General features: G+C 66.5%; 23 protein-coding genes, 1 tRNA gene and 1 pseudogene. 13 read left to right on the plus strand and 12 right to left on the minus strand.

What is annotated here, in order from left to right:
• Positions 1–413: GNAT family N-acetyltransferase (locus tag ACP99_RS13705; protein ID WP_049987145.1), on the minus strand; the 413-nt coding region annotated here is incomplete at its 3' end.
• A 124-nt stretch (positions 414–537) separates the two neighbouring features.
• On the opposite strand from ACP99_RS13705, the gene ACP99_RS13710 reads away from it, so the two are divergent.
• The 4 genes from ACP99_RS13710 to ACP99_RS13725 all read left to right on the plus strand — a co-directional run bounded on the left by ACP99_RS13710 (position 538) and on the right by ACP99_RS13725 (position 4190).
• Positions 538–1101 carry a DNA-3-methyladenine glycosylase family protein gene (locus ACP99_RS13710; protein WP_049987146.1) on the plus strand — a complete coding sequence of 188 codons (564 nt, stop codon included), beginning with the start codon at positions 538–540 and terminating at the stop codon, positions 1099–1101.
• 94 nt (positions 1102–1195) lie between these two features.
• Positions 1196–3184, plus strand: a complete 1989-nt coding sequence (locus ACP99_RS13715; protein WP_049987147.1) for a 3-hydroxyacyl-CoA dehydrogenase/enoyl-CoA hydratase family protein — start codon at positions 1196–1198, stop codon at positions 3182–3184.
• Between the two features lie 109 nt (positions 3185–3293).
• Positions 3294–3368, plus strand: a tRNA-Glu gene (locus tag ACP99_RS13720).
• 234 nt (positions 3369–3602) lie between these two features.
• A complete protein-coding gene (locus ACP99_RS13725) occupies positions 3603–4190 on the plus strand; it encodes a helix-turn-helix transcriptional regulator (RefSeq protein ID WP_049987148.1) in 588 nt (195 codons plus the stop codon).
• 141 nt (positions 4191–4331) lie between these two features.
• Here ACP99_RS13725 and ACP99_RS13730 read toward each other — a convergent pair whose 3' ends face one another.
• Together ACP99_RS13730 and ACP99_RS13735 are read right to left on the minus strand one after the other, a co-directional pair.
• Positions 4332–4676, minus strand: a complete 345-nt coding sequence (locus tag ACP99_RS13730) for an SHOCT domain-containing protein (protein ID WP_049987149.1) — start codon at positions 4674–4676, stop codon at positions 4332–4334.
• Positions 4677–4752: 76 nt separating this feature from the next.
• Positions 4753–5058, minus strand: a complete 306-nt coding sequence (locus tag ACP99_RS13735) for a hypothetical protein (RefSeq protein ID WP_049987150.1) — start codon at positions 5056–5058, stop codon at positions 4753–4755.
• A 335-nt stretch (positions 5059–5393) separates the two neighbouring features.
• Here ACP99_RS13735 and ACP99_RS13740 point away from each other — a divergent pair, with 335 nt between their 5' ends.
• Positions 5394–6134 (plus strand): DUF4396 domain-containing protein, encoded by a 741-nt coding sequence (locus ACP99_RS13740; protein WP_049987151.1) that lies wholly within the window; start codon positions 5394–5396, stop codon positions 6132–6134.
• A 193-nt stretch (positions 6135–6327) separates the two neighbouring features.
• Here ACP99_RS13740 and ACP99_RS13745 read toward each other — a convergent pair.
• The 4 genes and pseudogenes from ACP99_RS13745 to gatD form a co-directional block, all read right to left on the minus strand.
• Positions 6328–7631 (minus strand): annotated as a pseudogene (locus tag ACP99_RS13745) (5'-deoxyadenosine deaminase).
• 91 nt (positions 7632–7722) lie between these two features.
• Positions 7723–9255 carry a hypothetical protein gene (locus ACP99_RS13750; protein WP_049987152.1) on the minus strand — a complete coding sequence of 511 codons (1533 nt, stop codon included), beginning with the start codon at positions 9253–9255 and terminating at the stop codon, positions 7723–7725.
• On the minus strand, positions 9245–9523 hold the full coding sequence (locus tag ACP99_RS13755) for a hypothetical protein (protein WP_049987153.1): 279 nt from the start codon (positions 9521–9523) through the stop codon (positions 9245–9247). Before ACP99_RS13755 ends, ACP99_RS13750 begins: the two co-directional genes overlap by 11 nt.
• 65 nt (positions 9524–9588) lie before the next feature.
• Positions 9589–10842: a Glu-tRNA(Gln) amidotransferase subunit GatD gene (gatD, locus tag ACP99_RS13760; RefSeq protein WP_049987154.1), complete on the minus strand. Its 1254-nt coding sequence runs from the start codon at positions 10840–10842 to the stop codon at positions 9589–9591.
• A 125-nt stretch (positions 10843–10967) separates the two neighbouring features.
• Here gatD and ACP99_RS13765 point away from each other — a divergent pair, with 125 nt between their 5' ends.
• Both ACP99_RS13765 and ACP99_RS13770 read left to right on the plus strand, forming a co-directional pair.
• Positions 10968–11963 (plus strand): PAS domain-containing protein, encoded by a 996-nt coding sequence (locus ACP99_RS13765; protein ID WP_049987155.1) that lies wholly within the window; start codon positions 10968–10970, stop codon positions 11961–11963.
• Between the two features lie 75 nt (positions 11964–12038).
• Positions 12039–12470 (plus strand): universal stress protein, encoded by a 432-nt coding sequence (locus tag ACP99_RS13770; RefSeq protein ID WP_049987156.1) that lies wholly within the window; start codon positions 12039–12041, stop codon positions 12468–12470.
• A gap of 38 nt (positions 12471–12508) precedes the next feature.
• Here ACP99_RS13770 and msrB read toward each other — a convergent pair whose 3' ends face one another.
• Positions 12509–12919, minus strand: coding sequence for a peptide-methionine (R)-S-oxide reductase MsrB (gene msrB / locus ACP99_RS13775; protein WP_049987157.1), 411 nt, complete (start codon positions 12917–12919; stop codon positions 12509–12511).
• A gap of 203 nt (positions 12920–13122) precedes the next feature.
• Between msrB and ACP99_RS13780 the strand changes: the two genes are divergently transcribed.
• The 3 genes from ACP99_RS13780 to ACP99_RS13785 all read left to right on the plus strand — a co-directional run bounded on the left by ACP99_RS13780 (position 13123) and on the right by ACP99_RS13785 (position 14109).
• On the plus strand, positions 13123–13542 hold the full coding sequence (locus ACP99_RS13780; RefSeq protein WP_049987158.1) for a metal-dependent transcriptional regulator: 420 nt from the start codon (positions 13123–13125) through the stop codon (positions 13540–13542).
• Positions 13543–13637: 95 nt separating this feature from the next.
• Positions 13638–13805 carry a hypothetical protein gene (locus ACP99_RS20585; RefSeq protein WP_197052464.1) on the plus strand — a complete coding sequence of 56 codons (168 nt, stop codon included), beginning with the start codon at positions 13638–13640 and terminating at the stop codon, positions 13803–13805.
• A 4-nt stretch (positions 13806–13809) separates the two neighbouring features.
• Positions 13810–14109: an amphi-Trp domain-containing protein gene (locus tag ACP99_RS13785; RefSeq protein WP_049987159.1), complete on the plus strand. Its 300-nt coding sequence runs from the start codon at positions 13810–13812 to the stop codon at positions 14107–14109.
• 9 nt (positions 14110–14118) lie between these two features.
• Here ACP99_RS13785 and dpsA read toward each other — a convergent pair whose 3' ends face one another.
• The 3 genes from dpsA to ACP99_RS13800 all read right to left on the minus strand — a co-directional run bounded on the left by dpsA (position 14119) and on the right by ACP99_RS13800 (position 16064).
• Positions 14119–14664 (minus strand): DNA starvation/stationary phase protection protein DpsA, encoded by a 546-nt coding sequence (gene dpsA, locus ACP99_RS13790; RefSeq protein ID WP_049987160.1) that lies wholly within the window; start codon positions 14662–14664, stop codon positions 14119–14121.
• 280 nt (positions 14665–14944) lie between these two features.
• A complete protein-coding gene (locus ACP99_RS13795; protein ID WP_049987161.1) occupies positions 14945–15358 on the minus strand; it encodes a hypothetical protein in 414 nt (137 codons plus the stop codon).
• A gap of 1 nt (position 15359) precedes the next feature.
• Positions 15360–16064: an RAD55 family ATPase gene (locus ACP99_RS13800; RefSeq protein ID WP_049987162.1), complete on the minus strand. Its 705-nt coding sequence runs from the start codon at positions 16062–16064 to the stop codon at positions 15360–15362.
• A gap of 117 nt (positions 16065–16181) precedes the next feature.
• On the opposite strand from ACP99_RS13800, the gene ACP99_RS13805 reads away from it, so the two are divergent.
• From ACP99_RS13805 to ACP99_RS13815, 3 genes are all read left to right on the plus strand, one after another.
• Positions 16182–17291 (plus strand): NAD(P)/FAD-dependent oxidoreductase, encoded by a 1110-nt coding sequence (locus ACP99_RS13805; RefSeq protein ID WP_049987163.1) that lies wholly within the window; start codon positions 16182–16184, stop codon positions 17289–17291.
• Positions 17292–17386: 95 nt separating this feature from the next.
• Complete coding sequence (locus ACP99_RS13810; RefSeq protein WP_049987164.1) at positions 17387–18199, plus strand: CehA/McbA family metallohydrolase; 813 nt, start codon at positions 17387–17389, stop codon at positions 18197–18199.
• 66 nt (positions 18200–18265) lie between these two features.
• Positions 18266–19387, plus strand: coding sequence for a hypothetical protein (locus ACP99_RS13815; protein WP_049987165.1), 1122 nt, complete (start codon positions 18266–18268; stop codon positions 19385–19387).
• Between the two features lie 58 nt (positions 19388–19445).
• Here the strand turns inward: ACP99_RS13815 and ACP99_RS13820 are convergent, their stop codons facing one another.
• Positions 19446–20414 carry a VOC family protein gene (locus tag ACP99_RS13820; RefSeq protein WP_049987166.1) on the minus strand — a complete coding sequence of 323 codons (969 nt, stop codon included), beginning with the start codon at positions 20412–20414 and terminating at the stop codon, positions 19446–19448.
• Between the last annotated feature and the right edge of the window lie 6 nt (positions 20415–20420).

Here is a 20420-nt window from a genome sequence, read left to right on the forward strand (position 1 = left end):
GCGACGACCGTCGCGCCGGCCTCCCGGAGCGCCGCTTCGGCCGCACCCATCAACGCGGTCCCGACGCCCTCGTTTCGGTACTCCGGGTCGACGTAGACGTTGCGGACGACGCCGCGGGTCTCCTCTTGCTCGTAGGCCCCGCGTTCCACGTCGAAGCTCACGAACCCGACGGTCTCGTCCGCGAGGCGGGCGACGCGGACCCCGCCGCCCACCGCCTGGCGGGCGAGCGTGTCGCGGACGACCGCCCGGTTCGCTTCCGGCAGAATGTGAGAGTCGTGCGCCCGTTGATCCGTCGCGAGGTCGACCCACAGGTCGACGAGCGCGTCGACTTCGGCGGGGTCCGGGCAGTCGATCGATACGGCGGGTTCCTTCGGCCCCCCGACGGCCGATTCGCCGGCGTCGGAACGCTCCATACGCTCGATTCGGCCGACGGACGGATATATCCGTCTGCTTGCGAGCCACGCCCGGACCGCGATCGGGCGTCGCCGCCGCTCCCGAGCGACGCGCCTTTGTCCGGGCGATCCTCATACTCCCCCGATGGAACCGATACGGACCGATCCTGAGCTGGGGTCGCTGGTGGACGAGCACGGAGAACTACCGATCGGAACCGCCGAAGACGAGTTCGAGCGGTTCGTCGTCGCGATCGTGAACCAGCAGCTCTCGGTCGAATCGGCGGCGGCGATCCGAGAGCGCCTGTTCGACCGTATCGAGGTGACGCCGGCGGGCGTACGCGAGGCCGACGAGTCCACGCTCCGGGACGTCGGACTCTCCGGGCAGAAGATCGAGTACGTTCGGAACGTCGCCGACGCGTTCGAAGATGGTGATCTCACACGCGAGGGGCTCGACGGCGTCGCCGACGAGACGGTGATCGATCGGTTGACCGACATCCGCGGCGTCGGGGTCTGGACGGGGAAGATGTACCTGATCTCCGTCTTGGGCCGACCGGACGTGTTCCCCGTGGAGGACCTCGGGATCCGTAAGGGAATGGCCGAACTGTACGGCTTCGAGGAGGACGACCGCGAGGGGATGGTCGACCACGCCGAGCGGTGGCGACCGTACCGGAGCTACGCGAGTCGGTATCTGTGGCGCGTCGTCGACTGACGCTCGTGGTCCGGTCGGCGCGGATGAAACTCTACTTGAGTTTATTTTTCGAGCGAAGGAAACGTTGAAACACCGAGCCGTCGAGAAACTGAGTATGGAGATCGACGACGTCAACGCGATCGCGGTTCTCGGTGCGGGGAGTATGGGTCACGGCATCGCGGAGGTGGCCGCCCTCGCCGGGTTCGAGGTTCGCCTCCGCGACATCGAACCGGAGTTCGTGCAGAACGGGTACGAGCAGATCGAGTGGTCGCTCGACAAGCTCGTCGAACAGGGCCAGATCTCGGAGTCGGACGCCGAGACGACGCTGGAGCGGCTCTCGACGCACGTGGATCTCACAGAGGCCGTCGAAGACGTCGACGTCGTCATCGAGGCCGTCCCCGAGAAGATGGAGATCAAAAAGGACGTGTACGGGGACCTCGCCGCGGCCGCGCCCGACGAGACCGTTTTCGCGACGAACACTTCCAGTCTCTCGATCACCGAACTAGCGGACGAAACGGATCGACCCGAGCGGTTCTGCGGGATGCACTTTTTCAACCCGCCGATCCGGATGGAGCTCGTCGAGGTCATCTCGGGGTCGCAAACGAGCGAGGAGACGCTCGACCTCGTGACGGATCTCGCGGAAGCGATGGGCAAGACGCCCGTTCGCGTCCACAAGGACAGTCCGGGCTTCATCGTCAACCGCGTGCTCACGCCGCTGATGAACGAGGCGGCGTGGCTCGTCGAGAGCGGCGACGCGACGATCGCCGAGGTCGACTCGACGACCAAGTACGGGCTCGGGCTCCCGATGGGGAGCTTCGAGCTGGCCGACCACGTCGGCATCGACGTCGGCTACCACGTTCTCGAATATATGCACGAGATCCTCGGCGACGCTTACCGACCCTGCCCGCTGCTCGAATCGAAGGTGGAAGCGGGCGATCTCGGCAAGAAGACCGGGGCCGGATTCTACGACTACGAGTCGGGCGACGGCGCGCAGGTTCCCTCCGACGAGGTCCGCGACGACGTCGCCGACCGGCTCCTCGCCGTCCTCGCCAACGAGGTCGCCGGTCTAATCGAGGCGGACGTCGCCGGCCCCGAGGCCATCGACACGGCGGTCGAACTCGGGGCGCGGTGGGCCGACGGCCCCGCGCGGATGCTCGACGAGCGTGACCTCTCCGAACTCCTCGACGTACTCGACGAGCGGTACGAGGAGACCGGGGAGGAGCGCTACGAGGCCGTCTCGTACCTCCGCGAACTGGTCGAGTCCGGGAACAGCTTTTACGCGTCCGAGGAAGTGACGGACGCCACCGGCGACGACGGCTACGACTACGACGCGATCACCGTCGAGGTACGCGAACGCGTCGGCCACGTCGTCTTGGATCGACCGCACCGGATGAACACGATCACCGAGACGATCCTCGAAGAACTGCCCGACGCGATCGAGCGCTTCGAGGCCGACGAGGACGTCCGGGCGGTGCTGATCACCGGCACCGGCGAGCGCGCGTTCTCCGCCGGGGCCGACATCCAAGCGATGGCCGGCGGCGCGGGCGACGTCAACCGCGCGGCCGACATCTCGCGGCTCGGACAGGAGGCCTACGAGCGGCTTGAATCCTCCGAGCTCCCGGTCGTCGCGGGCGTTGACGGCTACTGCCTCGGCGGCGGGATGGAACTCGCGATGGCGGCGGACCTCCGCATCGCCTCCGAGCGCTCGGAGTTCGGCCAGCCCGAGCACGACCTCGGGCTCATCCCCGGCTGGGGCGGTACGGCCCGACTGCAGCGCATCGTCGGGATGGGCCGCGCCAAGGAGATCATCTTCACCGCCGACCGCTACGACGCGGAGACGATGGCCGACTACGGCTTCGTCAACGAGGTCGTTCCGAACGAGGAGTTCGACGAGCGGGCCTTCGAGTTCGCGCGGGACCTCGCCGCCGGCCCGCCGATCGCCCACCGGTACACGAAGCGCGCGATGCACCGAAGTTGGGACGACTTCGACGCCGGCTTGGACGTCGAGGCGCAGTCCTTCGGTCTGCTCTTCGACACCGAGGACCTGATGGCCGGGATGACGGCGTACATGGGTGACTCAGAGCCCGAGTTCGAGGGGAAGTGAGTCGGTTCGGCCGTCCGTAGAGCGCCGCGCCGAGACGTACGCGAAACAGTGCCGCACCGCTTCTGTAACGGAATCTTTAAACGAATATACCCGCCACGTAGGGATGCAGGCTCGGTTGGTGTAGTCCGGCCAATCATCTTGGCCTTTCGAGCCGAGGACCAGGGTTCAAATCCCTGACCGAGCATTCTGCGAAACCAAGACCTTCGAGAGACCTCTACGTCTCTCGGTTCTATGAGACCGAATGCGAGCAAGTGGATGTGAGCCAGCGAGCAACGCGTGGCGAGCGCGGTTCATATCCCCACGAAGTCGCCATCTCCGAGGCGACGTTCCGGACAGTGAATCACAACAAGTTCACCTGTTGCGTTCGAAGCCCAAGTATGATTACGACGCACGATCCCGTCGGGGTGAGCGTGAGCGTATGAACCGACGTCGTGCGGATATCGTCGTCGTGGGGATCGTGAGCGCCGTCGTCCTAGGCGGAAGCGCACTCAGCTGGCAAGCCTATCAACGGCAGCGGGAACTCGACCAGACGATGGGGTCGATGATGGGCGGATCGGTCGGCACAATGCACGGACCGAACCCACTCTGGTACGTGTTCGGGACGCTCGTCGCCGCAGCCGTTATCGGTGGCGGGTATCTCGTGTTTCGGTCGGAACGTTCCGAGACGCTACAGCAGGAAGACGGGGAGACGGGAGCATCGCCGTCGGGCACGCCTCCCGAGAGTGAGTCGGATGCTTTCGAGGCTCCGGCGACCGATTCGGTAGCCCCAGAAGCGCAACCGAGAGCCCGCGTACTCGACCTGTTGCCGGAAGACGAACGACGGGTTCTCGAACCGGTCCTCACCTCGCCGGGGATCACACAGATCGAACTCCGAGACCGCTCGGACTTCTCGAAGAGCAAGGTGAGCCAGACGGTCAGCGCTCTCGAACAGCGCGGATTACTGTATCGGGAACGGCAGGGTCGGACGTACAGAATCTATCCGAGTGACGATCTCAGCGACCGGTGAGCGGATTGAGCGGCTCTCGCTCTGGGTAGCGAAGACCACGGTTCCACCGCACCGACGAGTACGTCTCCTCGGTCCGTGAAAGAGGCGAGACGTTTCTGCCAGTCGACACGGTCTTCGTGAAAGCTGAGTTGACTACGGTACTCAGGGCTCTTCTAGCCGGCGTCTCCGCTCTTCAAACTCTTCGTCGGTGATCTCGCCTCGCGCGTAGCGCTCGCGGAGCTTCGAGAGTGCAGTATCCCTCTGCTCGCTTTCGGTCCCTCGACTGACACCATAGACGAGTGCCAAGATGAGCCCGATCAGGAGTACCGGCCCGAGGAACATCCCGCCGGGGAATACTCCGAAGCCGCCCATACTACCCCAACCGCTTCCCATCATACCGCCACCTCCCTGTGCGACGACTGTTCCGCTGGCACCGATAAGTGCCGAAAGGGCGAGGAGTCCGATCTTCAATCCGGTCGTCCGTATCGAGGTACGTTGTTCGGTCATAGGTTCGTGTTCCGTGGTATCGCGTCCGTTCTTCGGTCGATTCCCGAATGGAGACTGCGGAGCGAACAGGGTCCGATCAGCAGTGACCGGCCCCGGCTCGGGGTCCCACTCCGTGCTTCGCTCTGTTGTCGGCCATCTCCGGTCTCATCTCTCCGGCAGTCGTCCCCATCTGAGACTCCATCCACGCGACCGCGTCGGGACCCATATGCTCGGTCATCTGTTCTTCCATCCAAGCAGTCCAGCCGTCTGCCATTCTGTCGTCGGGGTGGGCGTCTTCAGCCATCGGTTCGTCACCGTGGGCGCTAACCACGGGTGCGGCGACCGCGAGTGCGACAACCGCGAGCGCGACGAGCAGCCAAGGTCGGATTTTTTGAGTGGTCATTGTCGTTCTCCTCGGTTACTCATACGCCCGCTCGGTGGTTATCACTCTGGGTGTGAATCCGTTCACCAGATCGTTCGAGAGCGTTTATGAGACGATTTAAACGTTTCTCACGACAGAGACCGTTCACCGCTGGCGAATTCGACCACCTCAGTCGGGGCCTGAACACAGGCGACGTTTCGATAGCAAACGCGACTCGGAACTCGATTCAGGGGGAGGGGGTGTGAGCAAAAGCCCGTTAAACGAGGATCGATTAGTAGACCCTCCACAGCGAGTTGTCGGGCACTCCGGCCACGCGTGCCGAGAACGACACCATACGGATTTTCGATCCACAATCGATGCTACTGAACCAACTATTCACCCGGCTCGAACACGTGTTCGCTCCCATTCGGGACGTAGTCACACCGATCCTCTCGGATCCGCGAGTCGCTGCCGTGTGGGTCCTCCTCGTCGGTGCCGCCGTCGGAACGCTGCTGTGGGATATCCACAGGAACAATCAGCCCTTGCCGTCGATGATGAAGGGCGTCTGGGCGCTGGTCGTGTTGTACTCGGGGCCGTTCGGGCTCGCACTCTACTGGTATGCGGGCCGAACGCAGATCAGTCGAGATTCGCTGTGGCGACGCGGGGTCCGGTCGACGGCGCACTGTTACTCCGGCTGTGGGGCCGGCGAAGTCGTCGGAATTACGCTCGCGCAGGGCATCCTCGCGTTGGCAGTCGGTTGGGTCGCGGCCATCACGTTCGGATTTGCGTACCTGTTCGGATATGCGCTCACCGTCGGCCCGCTGATGCAGGAGGGCGTCGCCTTCTGGGAAGCGATGAAAGACGCCCTCTACAGCGAAACGCCTTCGATTACGATTATGGAGATCACCGCAATCGGGTCGGACCTCCTGCTCGCCTCACGGGCACATATGGGTGATCTCCTGTTCTGGACGGCGCTGGCGTTCTCTCTGTCTTTGGGCTTCCTCGCGGCCTTCCCCGTGAACGTCGCGCTCGTGTCGCTCGGCGTCAAAGAGGGAATGAAGAATCCCGCCGAGATGGGAAGCAGTCAGCCCAGACCATCGGCACAGACAGCGGATTGACGCCGCTGCGATCGGACGTTTGGATCGACGAACGACACGTTACATATCGCTGTCGACACTATCCGTCGCCACCAGGGCCAGTGTTTCGAGGCACGTACCATCGGGCCGCGGCTGTTTCGTGTTCGATCGGTTGCGGCTTCAGTGATCAGATTACACGACTGGAACCCTGTTCGATGCCCGAAGGGTGTTCTACCTACTCCCGAAGCCCGTCTGCGACCCGTCGCGCCCGCTCGCGGATGTCGTCGGCGTCGCCGGTCTGGAGGCCGCCGAAGGCTCGTCGTAGACGATGTCGCCGTCGACCATCGTGAACGTCACGTCGTCGCCGTGCGCCGCGAAGACGAGATGCGAGAGCGGGTCGTACAGCGGCGTCGCGCGCGTCAGGTCCGTGTCCAGCGCGATCACGTCGGCTTTCCACCCCGGGCGGAGCGCCCCGACGGACTCGAAGCCCGCCGCGCGGGCCCCGCCGAGCGTCGCCATCTCGAAGACGACCTGCGCGGGGGTGACCTCCGGGTCCAGGCGGTCGACCTTCTGGAGGAGGCTCGCCTGTTTCATCTCGGTGAAGGGGTCGAGCGTGTTGTTGCAGGGCGGCCCGTCGTTGCCGAGCGCGACGTCGATTCCGCGGTCGAGGTAGTCGACGATCGGCGCGATGCCGGAGGCGAGCTTCATGTTCGAGGAGGGGCAGTAGGTGACATGCGTGCCCGTCTCCGCGAGGATCTCCCGCTCGCGCTCGTCCGTGTGGACGCAGTGGGCGAGCACGACGTCCTCGCCGGTGAGTCCGACCTCGTGGAGCCACTCGACGTTCCGCATCCCGGTGTCGGCCTCGACGGTCGCGATCTCGTCGGCGTTCTCGCTGGCGTGGGTGTGGATCCGAACGCCGTCGTAGCGGTCGGCGATCTCGCGCGCGCCGCGGAGGCACGCCTCGGTGCAGCTCACGGCGAACCGCGGCGTGACGGCGTACCGAATCCGATCGTCGGCCGCGCCGTGGTACGCTTCCAGCAGTCGCTCGGTCGAGTCGAGCGCCTCCTCGGCGTCTTCGCGGAGGCCCTCGGGGGCGCGCTTGTCCATCAGCACCTTGCCCAGTCGCCCGCGGACGCCGAGGTCGATCGCGGCCTCGAACGCCGCCTCGGCGTGGTTGACCGATAGGTGGTCGATGGCGGTCGTGGTGCCGCTTTCGAGCAGTTCGAGGTAGCCGAGTTCCGCCGCCGTGCGCATCTCCTCGCGGCCGAGCGACGCCTCCATCGGGAGGACGTGCTCTGCGAGCCACTCCAGGAGCGCGGTGTCGTCGGCGATGCCCCGCCCGACGCTCTGGACGGAGTGGACGTGGCCGCCGACGAGCCCCGGCGAGAGCAGGTCGAACTCCCGGACCGGGTGGTCGGCGTGAGCGTCTTCGACCGAAGACCGCGGTCCGACTGCGACGATTTCGTCGTCGTCGACGACGACCGCGCCCTCCTCGTAGACGGTGTCGGGATCGGCGACGACCGTTCCTGCCAGTAGCATCCCACCGCTCGGAGTGGGCGGGAAGACAAGTGCCTTGCGTTCGCGGTGGTGACGGAGGCGTCAGACAGCCGCGGAGACAGAGACGTCCCGCTCACCCGAGGAACGCGGGCGTCGCCGTCGGCAGCGAGATGAGCCACAGGCTCGCGACGGTGTAGCCGATCATCACGAAGACGAACGGGTACTGACTCCGGATCGCCTGCAGTCGGCTAGGAAAGAGCCGGTAGGCGATCGAGTGCGCCACCCAGATGGCGACGAGGTGGCCGCCGAGCACGAACGCGATGTTCAGCGCCGAGACCCACGCGGGCAGCGTGAGGACGATCGGATTCGTCGGCGCGGAGAGCGGGTCTGCGAGCACGGCCGTGAGGGAGGGCGAAAGCGAGAGGAAGAACGCGAAGTAGTGCGCGAGGTGGTAGCCCGCGGCGACGACGACGAGCGGCGGCGCGAAGGCGACCGCGAGCTCGCGCGGCGTCCGCGTCGTCAGCACGCGTCGGACGGAGACGTGCGCCGCCGTGAGGTACGCGCCGTAGAACGCGGCGAAACCGCCGAGGAAGAGGGCGGCGTAGACCAGCATCGGCGGCAGCCCGACGCTCGCGACGGCCCGGACCGTCGCCGCGCCCTGTTCGGTCGTGACGAAGCCGCTGAACGTGAGCTCCCAGACGAGCGCGACGGCGACGGCGACGTCGCCCAACCCGGTCACGAGTCGCTGCCGGGTCGTTCCCGAGCCGTCAGTCGCGGCCGTGCCCTCCGCCGCGGTCCGGGCGTCGCCCCCCGGCTCCGACTGCCCCGCGACCGACTCGGACCGTTCGTCGATCTCGACGAGGCGCATCGCCGGCAGCGACGCGCGGAGCCGCCCGCCCTCCCACGCGAGCGGGGCCACCCGGCCGTAGAACCGGAAGAAGGTCGCGACCGGATCGACGTTCCGAAACCACGCGTCGCCGCCGACGAGCACCGCGCCGACGACGCTGAGGGCGACGTATGCCGCCGCGAACGTCGCGAGCGTCCGGGGCGTGTCGGTGACGCCGGTCGTCGTCTCGATCCACACGAGCAGCAGGATCCCCGCGGCGGCGGGCCAGCGGCCGAGCCGGTCGGGGTAGGTGAGGAACCCGTTCGGCAGCCGCGAGGAGAGCGTCCGGGCGGGGTTCAGCGCGGGCCAGGCGTTGCCGACGGCGTAGGCCGCCATCGTCAGCCCCGCGCGGCCCCCGGCGAAGACCACGACGACCGCGAAGTTGATCGTCGAGAGCTGCGGTCCCGCGATCCCGCGGTAGACGACGAGCGCGAGCAGGACGAGGCCGACGATCGCGCCCACTGCCGTCGCGAGCGTGCGCCCGCGACCGCCCGCCGAGAGGTCCCGCCGCCAGCCGTGCACGCGCTCGACGAACCCGCGGTCGGTCACGAACCCGGCCAGAAGCGCAGAGGCCCCGATCGCCGCGCCGCCGGTCGCGACGTAGAGCCAGCGAGGAATCGCCAGCGCGTCCCGGGAGGCCTCGGACAGTCCGACGGCGGCGTTGCTCGCGGCGACGCCTCGCGCGAGGAGCAGCGCGCCGACCAGCGCGAGGCCGAGTGTCGCTGCTCTGACGGTCCATCTGGCCGTCACCGACTCGCGGGCGGAGCGTTCACGAGGCATAGATCACGTACAGGAAGAGGAAGCCGAAGTACAGGAGCACGAGGATCCCCAGCGCGCGGAGGCGGAACGAGCGGATCGCGCGCTCCTCGGCGGCGTACGCCTCGCGGTAGGCGTCTCTTTCGGCCGCGTCGAGCGCCTCGGGGTGCGTGACGCCGCGGTGCAGCACGAGCAGGTCCTCGGTGTAGAACCGGCGGCCGCAGTCGGCGCAGACGTGGTCGGCTCGCTCGGCCCGGTCGTCGTCGGTGTCGGCGACGTGAGTGTCGGTCATTGGTCAGTCGGTGGGAGCGCCCGGAGGGTCCGCTGATTCGATGCTGGCGGACGTCGCGTCCGCCGCTAGGTCCACGGGACGGAGCGCTGCTGCAACTCCCCCGCGAGCGAGCGCTCCATCGCGTCGGCCGGGTCCTCGCAGTGTTCGAGCGCCCACATCAGCTTCACCTTCGCCGTGCCGGGGAGGGTGTCGCCGGTCTCGACGACGCCGGCGTCGAGCAGGTCGCGGCCGGTGTCGTAGACGCGGTCGCAGACGCGGCCCTCCAGACACTGACTCGTCATCGCGACGACGACGCCGTCGTCGACGAGGTCTTCGAGCACCGGGATCAGGTCCGTGTGGACGTGACCGAGGCCGGTCCCCTCGACGACGAGTCCGTCGAGATCGGCGTCCCGGAGCATCGCCGCGTAGCGGTCGACGTCGAGTCCGGGCGTGAACTTCAGGAGGTCGACGTCCTCGTTCAGTTCGAGGCTGACGTCGAGGTCGACCGCGCCGCGTTCGGCGAAAGCGCGACGGAACTCGACGGTCTCGGTGTCGTAATCGACCGTTCCGAGCGGCTCCGCGCCGACCGTCTCGAAGGCGTCCCGGCGGGACGTGTGGTTCTTGCGGACGCGGGTCCCGCGGTGGAGCGCGCAGGCGTCGTCGGAGGTGGAGCCGTGCATACAGACGAGCACTTCCGCGGCGTCTGCCTTGGCGGCCTCGACCGCGCAGACGGCGTTCATCACGTTGTCCGAGGAGGGTCGATCCGCCGAGCGTTGGCTTCCCGTGAAGACGATCGGGACCGGCGTGTCGAGCATGTACGAGAGCGCCGACGCGGAGAACTGCATCGTGTCGGTGCCGTGCATCACGACCACGCCGTCGGCACCCGCGCGGATCTCCTCGGCGACGGCCTCCGCGAGTTCCTTCCAGACCGCGGGCGTCATGTTCTCCGAGAGGATATTCGTGACGACGCGGCCGCGGTAGTTGGCCCGGGCCGCGAGGTCGGGGACGGCGCGGAGCACGTCCTCGGCGTCGAACTGGGCCGTCACCGCACCGGTGCGGTAGTCGACCGTCGAGGCGATCGTCCCGCCGGTCGAGATGAGCGAGATCGTCGGGAGGTCGTCGTCGAAGGCGATCTCGCTCGCCGCGGACTCGGACTGTGCGGACTCGACGTCGTAGACGTCGGACTCGAGGACGTCGACGTCGGCGTCTTCGCGCGCGATCCCCACGTTGTACCCGCCGTCGAGCTTGACGACGAGGTGGTCCGGCGTCGAGGAGGGCATCAGGACGCCCTCGTTCGTGACGCCCGCGCGCTCGACGCGGACGCGGTCTCCGGGGTTCATACGCGTCGGTACCGGGGGCGCGGACTTGAATCCATTCGTTCGCACCAGACGGCGTCGTTCCCCCTCGGTCGAGACAGGCGTTCGCCGAGGAAAACACCTATGCGTCGGAGTGTCGTTCGACAGATATGAACCGGACCGGGGGAATCAACGCGCTCGTTGCGGTCGAGGAACACCGACCGATCGACGTGCTGCACGTCGACGACGACGCCTCGTTCGCGGAGCTGACGGCGCTCAGACTCTCTCGCGACGGCGACGAGGAACGCCCCGAAATCCGCGTCGAGACGTGCACGGACCCGACGGCCGCGCTCGGTCGGATCGACGCCTTCGACTGCGTCGTCAGCGACTACGATATGCCCGAGATGGACGGCCTCGAACTCCTGAACGGCGTCCGCGAACGCGTTCCCCGCCTGCCGTTCATCCTCTTCACCGGCAAGGGGTCCGAGGAGATCGCCAGCGACGCCATCTCCGCGGGCGTCACCGACTACCTCCGGAAGGGCGGCACCGCCGACAGCTTCGACGTCCTCGCCAACCGCGTCCGCAACGCCTGCGCGCGCGACAGGGCCGAACGCGCGGTCGAACAGAGTGAACGCCGGCTCAGACAGGTCCTCGATCGACTGCCGCAGTGCATCTTCGTGAAGGACACCGCGGGGACCTACCGGTTCGTCAACCGGGCCGGCGCGGCCGGGTTCGGCCGCTCGCCCAAGGAGATCGAAGGCGAACTCGAACCGTCGGTCGTCGGCGACCCCGAGGTCGCAGCGCGGTTCCGCGCGGAGGACGAACTCGTCCTCGACACGGGGAACCCCCTCGTCGTCACCGATCAGCACGTCGACGGCACGTCGGGCGAGCGGGTCGAACGCGTCGTGAAGTACCCGGTCGAACTGTCGCCGGGCGGAACCGAGGTCGTCCTCGGGATCGCCGAGGACGTCACCGGCGAGCACGCGCGCAGCGAGGCGCTCGAAACGGTCGAGGAGACCCTTCGGGACCTCCTCCACCTCGTCGACGAGGGCGACGTCGACCCGCCCGCGATCCGCTCGGAACTCGGAACTCTCCTCGAGGTCGTCGACGACGCGCCCTCGATGACCGAGAGCGTTCCCACGCCGAGTTCGGGGTCCGACGGGTAGCACGGGGGCGTCGACGGCGACGGGACGAAAAAGGAGAATATAGGGTGCCGCAGACGAAACGTCCCGCAGAGACAGATGTTCGAGCGAATCCTGCTGCCGACCGACGGAACTGACTCTATGGAGGCGGTCGTCGAGACCGCGGCCGACATCGCCGCCCGACGCGGCGCGGAGGTCCACGTTCTCTACGTCATCGACGACCGCGCGTTCCTCACGTTGGACGAACAGATGAAGACCGACGTCGTCACCGAACTCGAGGGCGAAGGCGAGGCGGCGACCGACCGCGCGGCGACCCGTCTCCAAGACGTCGGTATCGACGTCACCACCGCGATCCGCGAGGGCGACCCCGCCGACGAGATCCTCGCGTACGCCGATACCGTCGGAGCGGACCTCATCACGATGGGCACGCGCCGCGGCGACTACGCGAAGAACATGATGGGAAGCGTCTCGCAGAAAGTCGTCGCCCGCGCGTCGATGCCGGTGCTGACGACGAACCTCGCCGAGGAGTGAACTCGGCGTAGTCCCGACCCCGCCCGAACGTCCGTCGCCTACTCGTCGGGGTCGAACTCCAGCGCGACCGAGTTGATGCAGTAGCGCTTGCCGGTCGGTTCCGGGCCGTCCTCGAAGACGTGACCCAGGTGACCGCCGCAGTTCCGGCAGAGCACTTCGATCCGCCGCATCCCGTGTCGCGTGTCCGTCCGCGTCTCCACGGCGTCCTCGTTGGCGTCGAAGAACGAGGGCCACCCGGAGTTCGAGTCGAACTTCGTGTCGCTGTCGAACAGCGCCGCCCCGCAGCCCGCACAGCGGAACGTCCCCTCGTCGTCGACGTCGAGGTACTCGCCGCTGAACTTCGGCTCCGTCCCGCGCTCGCGCAGGATCTCGTACTCTTCGTCGGTGAGCCGCTCGCGCCACGCGTCCTCGGAGTCCGGAAGGTCCTCGCTTCCTGTCTCGCTCGTCATACGCGCTCTTCGAGGCGGAGCCTGAAGAACTTCGCCCCGAGATTCGGTCGAACAGGTCCGGTGGCCCAGCGCGTCCCGCTCGGACCGGTGTGTTAATTCGACTACCTGCTCGCGGACGGTCGATCTGACCGATACCGTTTTATTCTTTTAGGCAAGCCTAAAAATATGCGGCGAGAGGGACGGAGAGACGCGGAGGGCGACGGGTGAGCGACCGCGCACAGTACCTCCTCGCGCTGTTCATCGAGGAACACCGGGCGGGAACGCCAGTCTCCACCGGGCGGCTCGCAGAGCGGCTGGACCGGTCCGCGGCGGCCGCGACGGAGATGATCCAACGGCTCGACGACGACGGACTAGTGTCCTACGAACCCTACGAGGGCGCGGCGCTCACCGGCCCGGGCCGAGAGCGGGCGGCGACGCTCCACGAGACGTACGTCGTCCTCTCGTGGTTCTTCCGCGACGTTCTCGACCTCGACACGTACGAACGCGAAGCCAGAGAGATGGCCGATCTCGTCAGTCCCGCGGTCGCGGAGTGCCTCGTGACGCTGCTGTTCGAGGACGAGGCGGATATGCCGGACGCATCGTCCGCGACGACGTTGGACCGGGAGTCGTTTCCCGACGAGTGAGCTCGCGAGCGTTCGCCTTGACCGCTTTTGCCCCGCGCCGAACGCGTCCCCATCGAACCGCACCACTTTTGTTTAGGCACACCTAAAACTAGAGTATGCAAGTCGGAACGAACGCGCGCCTCGACGGCGACTTCGAGACCGGGTCGGAACCCCGCCCGGAGATCAACGTGTGCGAGAGCCGTCCCGGCCGGTCGATATTCCTCGAGGACCGGAACACAGACGGCTGGATATCGAGCGATCTGACCGTCACGGTGGATCGATAGACCGATGACCGACGACGCTTCAGCGGAATCCGAGAGCGACAAGTCGCTCATCCGGTCCGGCCGTGAGTTCGAGCAAACGTTCCGCGTCGACGCGAGCGAGGCCGGGGCGTTCTTGATCTCGCTGGGCGAGCAGCTCGAACGCGGCGAGACGCTCACCCTCGAAACCGACGAGTGGGAGCTACCGTTCGCGTTCGGCGAGCCGGTCGAGTTGGAGATCGACTTCGACGGCGTCAACGACCCCGAACTCGAGATAGAACTGTCGCTGCCGGGTCGAACCGACGAGACGGCCCCGGAAGTCCGCTAACGGAGCGGTTCAGTTCGTCGCCGATTCGAGGACGAGCGTGTCGTTTTCGAGGTAGTGGTGGACGTGGTGGGCGTGTTCCTCGATCGTCTCGAGCTGCTCGCGGAGCATCTCCGCGGTCGCGTGGTCGCCGAGACCCGCCGCGAGTTCGATGTGCTGGCGGTAGCTCTCGATGATGTCGCCCATCATTTCGAGGTCGTTCGCGAGCGAGGTCCGAATGTCGTAGACGTCCTCGTCCTCCGGTTCGACGGACGCCTCCGACGCCAGTGTCGCCATACTCGCGTGTGGGACACCGCCGAGCGCCTGCAGGCGCTCGGCCAGTTCGTCGGCGGCATCCTCGACGTCTTCGTACACTTCCTGTAGGAAGACGTGGATGTCGAGAAACTCCGCGCCCTCGACGTTCCAGTGGTGTTTGTGGAGTTGGTGATAGAGGACGTACGCGTCCGCGAGGTCCGCGTTCAGCGCGTCGATGATCTGTTCGGCCTTCTCGGTCTCGAGTCTGAGCGGATTCTCGTCCACGGTACCGGCCGTCTGTCGGACTTTCTTCTGCGTGTTCATTGCACACGTAGCTACGCCGGCCATCGACTTAAAAGTTATCAGAATTCAGATATTTTTCGCACAGCCTAAAACTTCGGCTTGTGCCACGCCGTTTCCGGATACGTTCGACCCGGGTCGCGTCCCGTCGACAGAGCGTTCTCTCGAAGAACTACGTAACAGACACACTATGGACGATGTGTTCGAAGAGAATCGGATGTCGGCACGCCGATTCCGGGGAGGACCGAAGCGTCTCTTCGCGGAGACGTCGGGTGACGAGTGTCCGAATTACCTCAGAGAGATATCATTCTTCGCGCGTGAGAAACGACGGCAGTCGGAGGCGTTCGAGTTCGTCGATGTCGTAGCCGTCGAGCACCGACGGCCGCTCGACCGCGTCGGGCGTCTCGCGCGACCGACGGGTCGGTTGCAACGACTCCGGGGACGGGGCGGCCGACTCCTCGGTCTCGACGAGCTCCTCCCACGTCTCCTCGTCGCTGTCGTGCATCGGTCGGACGTCCTGCACCTCGCGCTTCCCCTCCTCGAACGCCAGGTCGAGGACGCTCCGCTCGTAGGCGCTCGACGCGAGCGCTCGGATCCGCGAGCGCTCCTCGGGGTTTCCGTATCCCAACTGCGCCGCGATGCCGAGGACGTACGTCCGGCGGATGGCCTCCTCGCCGGACAGCGACTCCCAGTCGGTGTCGAAGACGCGCTCGTACATCTCAGAAGTCCACGCGCTTCGTCGGGTCGACGACGAGGCCCTCGTCGGTGAACCGGAGCGACCGGATGTCGCAGTCGATGTCGGTGCCGCGCATCTTCACGACCTGTATCCCGCGGGTCATCCCCGTCGCTTCGAGGTAGTTGTGGAAGAACACCACCCCGTGTGCGAGGAAGTGCTCGTCGGAGTAGGCGCTCGGGTCGGTCATCTCCGAGATGAGAAGCGTCGTCGCGTCACAGCTCTTCAGCGCCGTCAGGAACCGCGCCATCTCGTCTTCGCCGTCGGTGAAGAACAGTTCGAGAAGCATCGTCGAGTCGATGACGAGCCGATCGATCTCTCTGGAGTTGACGAACGCGACGACCTTGTCGGTCAGCCCCTGCACGCTGGAGGGGTTGCCGCTCTGTGAGAACTGGTTCAGCAGCCGCTTTCCCTTCTTGTTCGCGAGGTTGACGAAGCGGAACTGCTCGGAGGCCGCGAGCGTCTCGAAGCCGAACTCGAAGCTCGACATGTCGTCGACGAGCTCCCCCCTGGACTCGTGCATCGTGATGTACAGACAGTTCTCGCCGTTCCTGAGCCCCTCCGCGACGAACTGGGCGGTGAACGTCGTCTTGCCGCTGCCGGGCGGCCCGGACAGCACGTACAGTCGTCCCGGGAGGAACCCGCCCTGGATGAGGTGGTCGAACCCGCTGACGCCGCTCGGAATCCGCATATCGGAGCGTCAACCGACGGCCGTTTAACGGTTCCGGGCCGATTCTCACCGAGAATAACGAGATGGACGCGGAGGGGCGGCCCGAACGGTGATGCCGCTTCAGTCCCTCGATCGGATATGACCGAGCGAGACGCTCCGAGCGGGTCGCCGCGCGTCGGGATCGTCGGCGCTGGCGCGGCGGGCGTCGGCGCGGCGTACGCCCTCCGCGAGACGGACGCCGATGTGACCATCCTCGAAAAGAGCGGCGGGGTCTGCGGGCGGGCCGCCACGAGGCGAAAGCACGGCTGCCGCTACGACCACGGCGCGAACTACGTGAACGCGACGGACGACCGAACCGCGGAACTCCTCGAAGACCTCGGACGGGCGGGGCTCGCGGAGATCGACGAACCGGTCTGGACGTTCGACGCGGAGGGAACGATCACCGCCGGCGACGGCCGCGACTCGAAGAAGTACACTTGGACTGAGGGGATCACCCAGTTGGCGAAGCGACTCCTCGATCGCACGGACGCGACGGTGCACCGCCGGACTCGCGTCGCCGAAATCCGCCGGGACGACGCGGGACGGCGTCCGTGGGCGCTCGTCGACGCCGACGGCGTCAGTCACGGCCCGTTCGACGCCCTCCTCTTGACGCCGCCAGCGCCGCAGACCGCCGCGTTGCTCCGGGCGGCCGCGTGGGACGATCACCGCCGCGAAGCGCTCGTCGACGCCGTCGAATCCGTCTCCTACCGGACGATTCGGACGATCATACTCCACTACCCGTTCGGAGAGTCGTACCCGTGGTACGGACTCGTGAACCCCGACCGCGAGCACGCGATCGGGTGGCTGTCCCGCGAGGAGTGCAAGCCGGGGCACGTCCCCGACGGCGAGAGCGTACTCGTCGTGCAGATGAGCCCCGAGTGGTCGACTAAGCGCTACGACGACCCGCTCTCTGCCGTCGTCGACGACGTCGCGGACCGCGTCGCGACTCTCCTGGACGACGAGCGGTATCGCGACCCGGACTGGGCGGACGATCAGGGGTGGCGGTACGCGCTTCCGGACGACGCCGTCGAGACGGCTCCGTTCGGTGGCAGCGTCGGAGAGTCCGCCGAGGAGCGGTCGCTCGTCGAGGACGTCGCCGACGCTGGCCTCTACGTGGCCGGAGACTGGGTCGCCGGCGAGGGTCGCGTTCCCGCGGCGCTCTGGAACGGGTACGAGACCGGCGAGTGGATCGGGGAGCGAGTCGGGTAAACGGAGCGAGAGAGCGAGTGCGACGCGTGTGATTGCGCCGCACTCCACCGACGAAAGCAGACAGGCTTTACTCCGAGCGGGACTAACCGAGGGTCGTGTCGCTCACTGTTCGAATCGATCCCCACGTCCACTCGGAAGCCTCCTACGACAGTTCCGCGCCGACGGAGCTCCTGTTGGAACAGGCGGCCGAGATCGGCCTCGACGCCGTCGTCGTGACCGACCACGACGTCATCCACGAGTCCGTTCGCGCCGCCGAACTGGCTCCGATGTACGGGCTTGTCGGCATCCCCGGCGTCGAGGTGTCGACCGCTGACGGGCACCTGCTCGCTCTCGGCGTCGAGGAGATGCCGCCGCGGCGCGAACCGATGGGCGAGACGGCCGAGTGGGTCCGCGAGCGCGGCGGCGTCGCGATCGTCCCGCACCCCTTCCAGCGCAGCCGACACGGCGTTCGCCGGAACCGGCTGGAGACCGTCGATCCCGACGCGATCGAGGTGTACAACTCCTGGGCGTTCACCGGCTGGAAGAACCGTCGCGCCCGGCGGTACGCCGACACGTTCGGGTACCCCGGCGTCGCCGGCAGCGACGCGCACAAGGTCGGATACGTCGGCCGCGCGTACACGGAGATCGAGATCGACGACGTCACGCGGGCGGACCTGACCACGGACGTCGTGTTGGACGCAATCCGCGACGGCGCGACGCAGGTGGAGGGTCGCCGGACGCCGATCCCGACCTCCGCACGCCACTACGCCGGTGCCGGCGTCAGAAAGAGCGGCTTCTACGCGAAGTACGGCGCCTACCGCAGCGGGACGCTGGCGAAATACGGTGCCTACCGGAGCGGGGCGCTCGCGAAGACGGGGGCGGTGCAGGCCGCACGGATGCTGTATCGGATGTCGCCGCTGTCGGGCTGAACTGAGCCGTCTACGGGGCCGACCGATAGGCAGCTAGAAGTACCGCCGCCGTGACACGTACCGAGTATGTCGGGTGGTGACACGACGTACGGGGAGCGACTCTGGATCGAACAGGCCACAGACTGGATCGCAGCCCGGGTCGCTCAGACGCTCCCGGCAATCGATCCGTCGGCGCCTGCGATCGATCGATTTCAGCGAATACCGCGACCGTACCTGCTCATCGGCTCTCTGATTCTGCTCGACGTGTTCCTGCTTCACTCGATCCAACAGCTGACTGTCGGGCGGAACCTCGTCTTCGACAACCCCTCGTGGCTGGCGCTCCCGGCGACGGTCCTCCTCGCGGTGTTCACGAATCGGTACGCGCGTGATCGCTACGCGAGGGCGTGCCGAGAGATCCGAATCGAATCCCGCGTCGCGTCCGATTCGACGTCGTTCCAGCGACTCGTCCCCCGCCGGCCGAAGCGCCTGCTCTTCGTCGCCGCTGTCGTCGGCTACTACGCGTATCTGCTTGCCACCGGTCGGATCCCGACGATCGTCGAGTACGAGGGCCTCGCCGGCCTGTTCGGCTGGCTCGTCGTCATCCCGTTCGGATACGCGCCGGTCTTGGTGGAGACGGCCGCGATCTACGCCAGCCTCCATTTCTCGCTCCCGCGGCGGTTCGACGCCGAGGAGGTGAAGTTCTACTACTTCGATCCGCACAACCTCGGCGGACTCCGCCCGATCGGCGAACTCCTTAAGCACTCGTTTTACCTCTTTGTCGCGGGCGTCGTGTTGCTCACTGTTCTGCTGTACGCCCCGTTCGTCTTTCCGGGCCACTTGTACACGCCGTATCAACCTCCCGAGCGCGTCGTCAGCGCGCTCCTGACGGGACTGTGGGCTCTCGGCGTCTTCTCGATCGGGTTCTCGCTCCTGACGCTGCACCGGTATATGCGGAAGCGACGGCGTCGGAAGCTGAAGTCGTTGGAGCAGCGATTCTACGACGTCGTCGGGGACCCCTACGAGGTGCAGAATGCACTGACTGATCCCGACGAACTGGAGCGATTCGAGCGCGAACGACACCGGATCGGTCAGGTACGAGACACCAAGGAGTTCCCGGCGTCGACGGCGATGTGGCTACAGGTCATCGTCGGCGGCGTCATTCCGCTCGTCATTCAATGGGGCGTCCGCTGGCTGGCAAACACCGTCTGACCGCAGTCGCTCGTCGAGGGATGGGCGACGCGCTTCAGAGAATGACCGTCGGTGTCGACTAGACGTAGTCGATGCCGTCCCACGTCGGGCCGCCGCCGTGCCACTGGTGGTTAGTCGGCCCACCGAGTGACTCCTCCTTCCACTCGATGGGCTCCCAGTCGGGCTCGAAGTTGAGGTATCCCGGCCCCGCGAACAGTTCGAGGCGAAGCCCGCTGGCGGGGTCTTTGACGTACATACAGTCCGCGCGGGTGATCGCGTGCATCGCCGGCCCGTTACTTCTGTTATTGATCTCGATGCCGTGCTCGCTGCAGATGTCGCCCGCCGTCCAGAGGTCCTGCAGGCTGTCGAGGTGAAAGGCGACGTGGTGGAACTGCGTCGGGTCGCCCGCGGGCTCTCGGTGGATGGCGATGTCGTGCGGCAGCGGCGTCACGGCGTACCACCAGCCCCAGTACTCGCCCTCTTTGTCCTCGTAGCGCTCGTTTAGCTGGAAGTTCATCGTCTCTCGGAGCCACTCGTCGTGGTCGAAGGCGTTCTGGCCGGGATCGTTGACGTGGATGTGGTCGATCCGCCGCGGGGCGATCCGGTTGCCGACGGACTCGCTGTAGACGCGGTTCTTCAGGCCGGAGCGCTGCCCCTCGGGCGCGCCGGGCTTCTCGACGTCCCAGTAGAACTCGTAGTTGTGACCGAACTTCTCGACGCGGATCGCCTCGCCGATGCCGTTCTCCTCGCCCGCCTCGACGTGGGTGATCTCCTCGCCCTCGGCCTCGAACTGCGCTCGGAGTTCGTCGAACGCTTCTGCGCTCGCGGTGCGGAACGCGAAGTGGTCGACGCCCTGCCGTCCGCTCTCTGTGAGGCTGAGCGTGTGATGCTCCCAGTCTCGCATCCCGCGGAGGTAGGCGGTGTCGCCGTCGCGCTCGGTGACCCGAAACCCCATCACCTCCTCGAAGAACCAGAGGGATTCGTCGAGATCGGGAGTGTGCGCTGCGACGTGACCGAGCTTCGCGACCGGTGAGTTTCGTCGTTTCATTGTCGG

This window comes from Halobellus rufus, from assembly GCF_000739575.1.
Lineage (GTDB): Archaea > Halobacteriota > Halobacteria > Halobacteriales > Haloferacaceae > Haloquadratum > Haloquadratum rufum.

Coding starts and splice junctions, on each gene's coding strand:
- ACP99_RS13770 (WP_049987156.1), top strand. CDS start 12,039: ATGTTCGAGCGAATCCTGCTGCCGACCGACGGAACTGACTCTATGGAG.
- ACP99_RS13750 (WP_049987152.1), bottom strand. CDS start 9,255: ATGCCTCGTGAACGCTCCGCCCGCGAGTCGGTGACGGCCAGATGGACC.
- ACP99_RS13710 (WP_049987146.1), top strand. CDS start 538: ATGGAACCGATACGGACCGATCCTGAGCTGGGGTCGCTGGTGGACGAG.
- ACP99_RS13730 (WP_049987149.1), bottom strand. CDS start 4,676: ATGACCGAACAACGTACCTCGATACGGACGACCGGATTGAAGATCGGA.
- ACP99_RS13715 (WP_049987147.1), top strand. CDS start 1,196: ATGGAGATCGACGACGTCAACGCGATCGCGGTTCTCGGTGCGGGGAGT.
- ACP99_RS13735 (WP_049987150.1), bottom strand. CDS start 5,058: ATGACCACTCAAAAAATCCGACCTTGGCTGCTCGTCGCGCTCGCGGTT.
- ACP99_RS13805 (WP_049987163.1), top strand. CDS start 16,182: ATGACCGAGCGAGACGCTCCGAGCGGGTCGCCGCGCGTCGGGATCGTC.
- ACP99_RS20585 (WP_197052464.1), top strand. CDS start 13,638: ATGCAAGTCGGAACGAACGCGCGCCTCGACGGCGACTTCGAGACCGGG.
- ACP99_RS13785 (WP_049987159.1), top strand. CDS start 13,810: ATGACCGACGACGCTTCAGCGGAATCCGAGAGCGACAAGTCGCTCATC.
- ACP99_RS13815 (WP_049987165.1), top strand. CDS start 18,266: ATGTCGGGTGGTGACACGACGTACGGGGAGCGACTCTGGATCGAACAG.
- ACP99_RS13820 (WP_049987166.1), bottom strand. CDS start 20,414: ATGAAACGACGAAACTCACCGGTCGCGAAGCTCGGTCACGTCGCAGCG.
- ACP99_RS13795 (WP_049987161.1), bottom strand. CDS start 15,358: ATGTACGAGCGCGTCTTCGACACCGACTGGGAGTCGCTGTCCGGCGAG.
- ACP99_RS13725 (WP_049987148.1), top strand. CDS start 3,603: ATGAACCGACGTCGTGCGGATATCGTCGTCGTGGGGATCGTGAGCGCC.
- ACP99_RS13765 (WP_049987155.1), top strand. CDS start 10,968: ATGAACCGGACCGGGGGAATCAACGCGCTCGTTGCGGTCGAGGAACAC.
- dpsA (WP_049987160.1), bottom strand. CDS start 14,664: ATGAACACGCAGAAGAAAGTCCGACAGACGGCCGGTACCGTGGACGAG.
- ACP99_RS13755 (WP_049987153.1), bottom strand. CDS start 9,523: ATGACCGACACTCACGTCGCCGACACCGACGACGACCGGGCCGAGCGA.
- msrB (WP_049987157.1), bottom strand. CDS start 12,919: ATGACGAGCGAGACAGGAAGCGAGGACCTTCCGGACTCCGAGGACGCG.
- gatD (WP_049987154.1), bottom strand. CDS start 10,842: ATGAACCCCGGAGACCGCGTCCGCGTCGAGCGCGCGGGCGTCACGAAC.
- ACP99_RS13740 (WP_049987151.1), top strand. CDS start 5,394: ATGCTACTGAACCAACTATTCACCCGGCTCGAACACGTGTTCGCTCCC.
- ACP99_RS13800 (WP_049987162.1), bottom strand. CDS start 16,064: ATGCGGATTCCGAGCGGCGTCAGCGGGTTCGACCACCTCATCCAGGGC.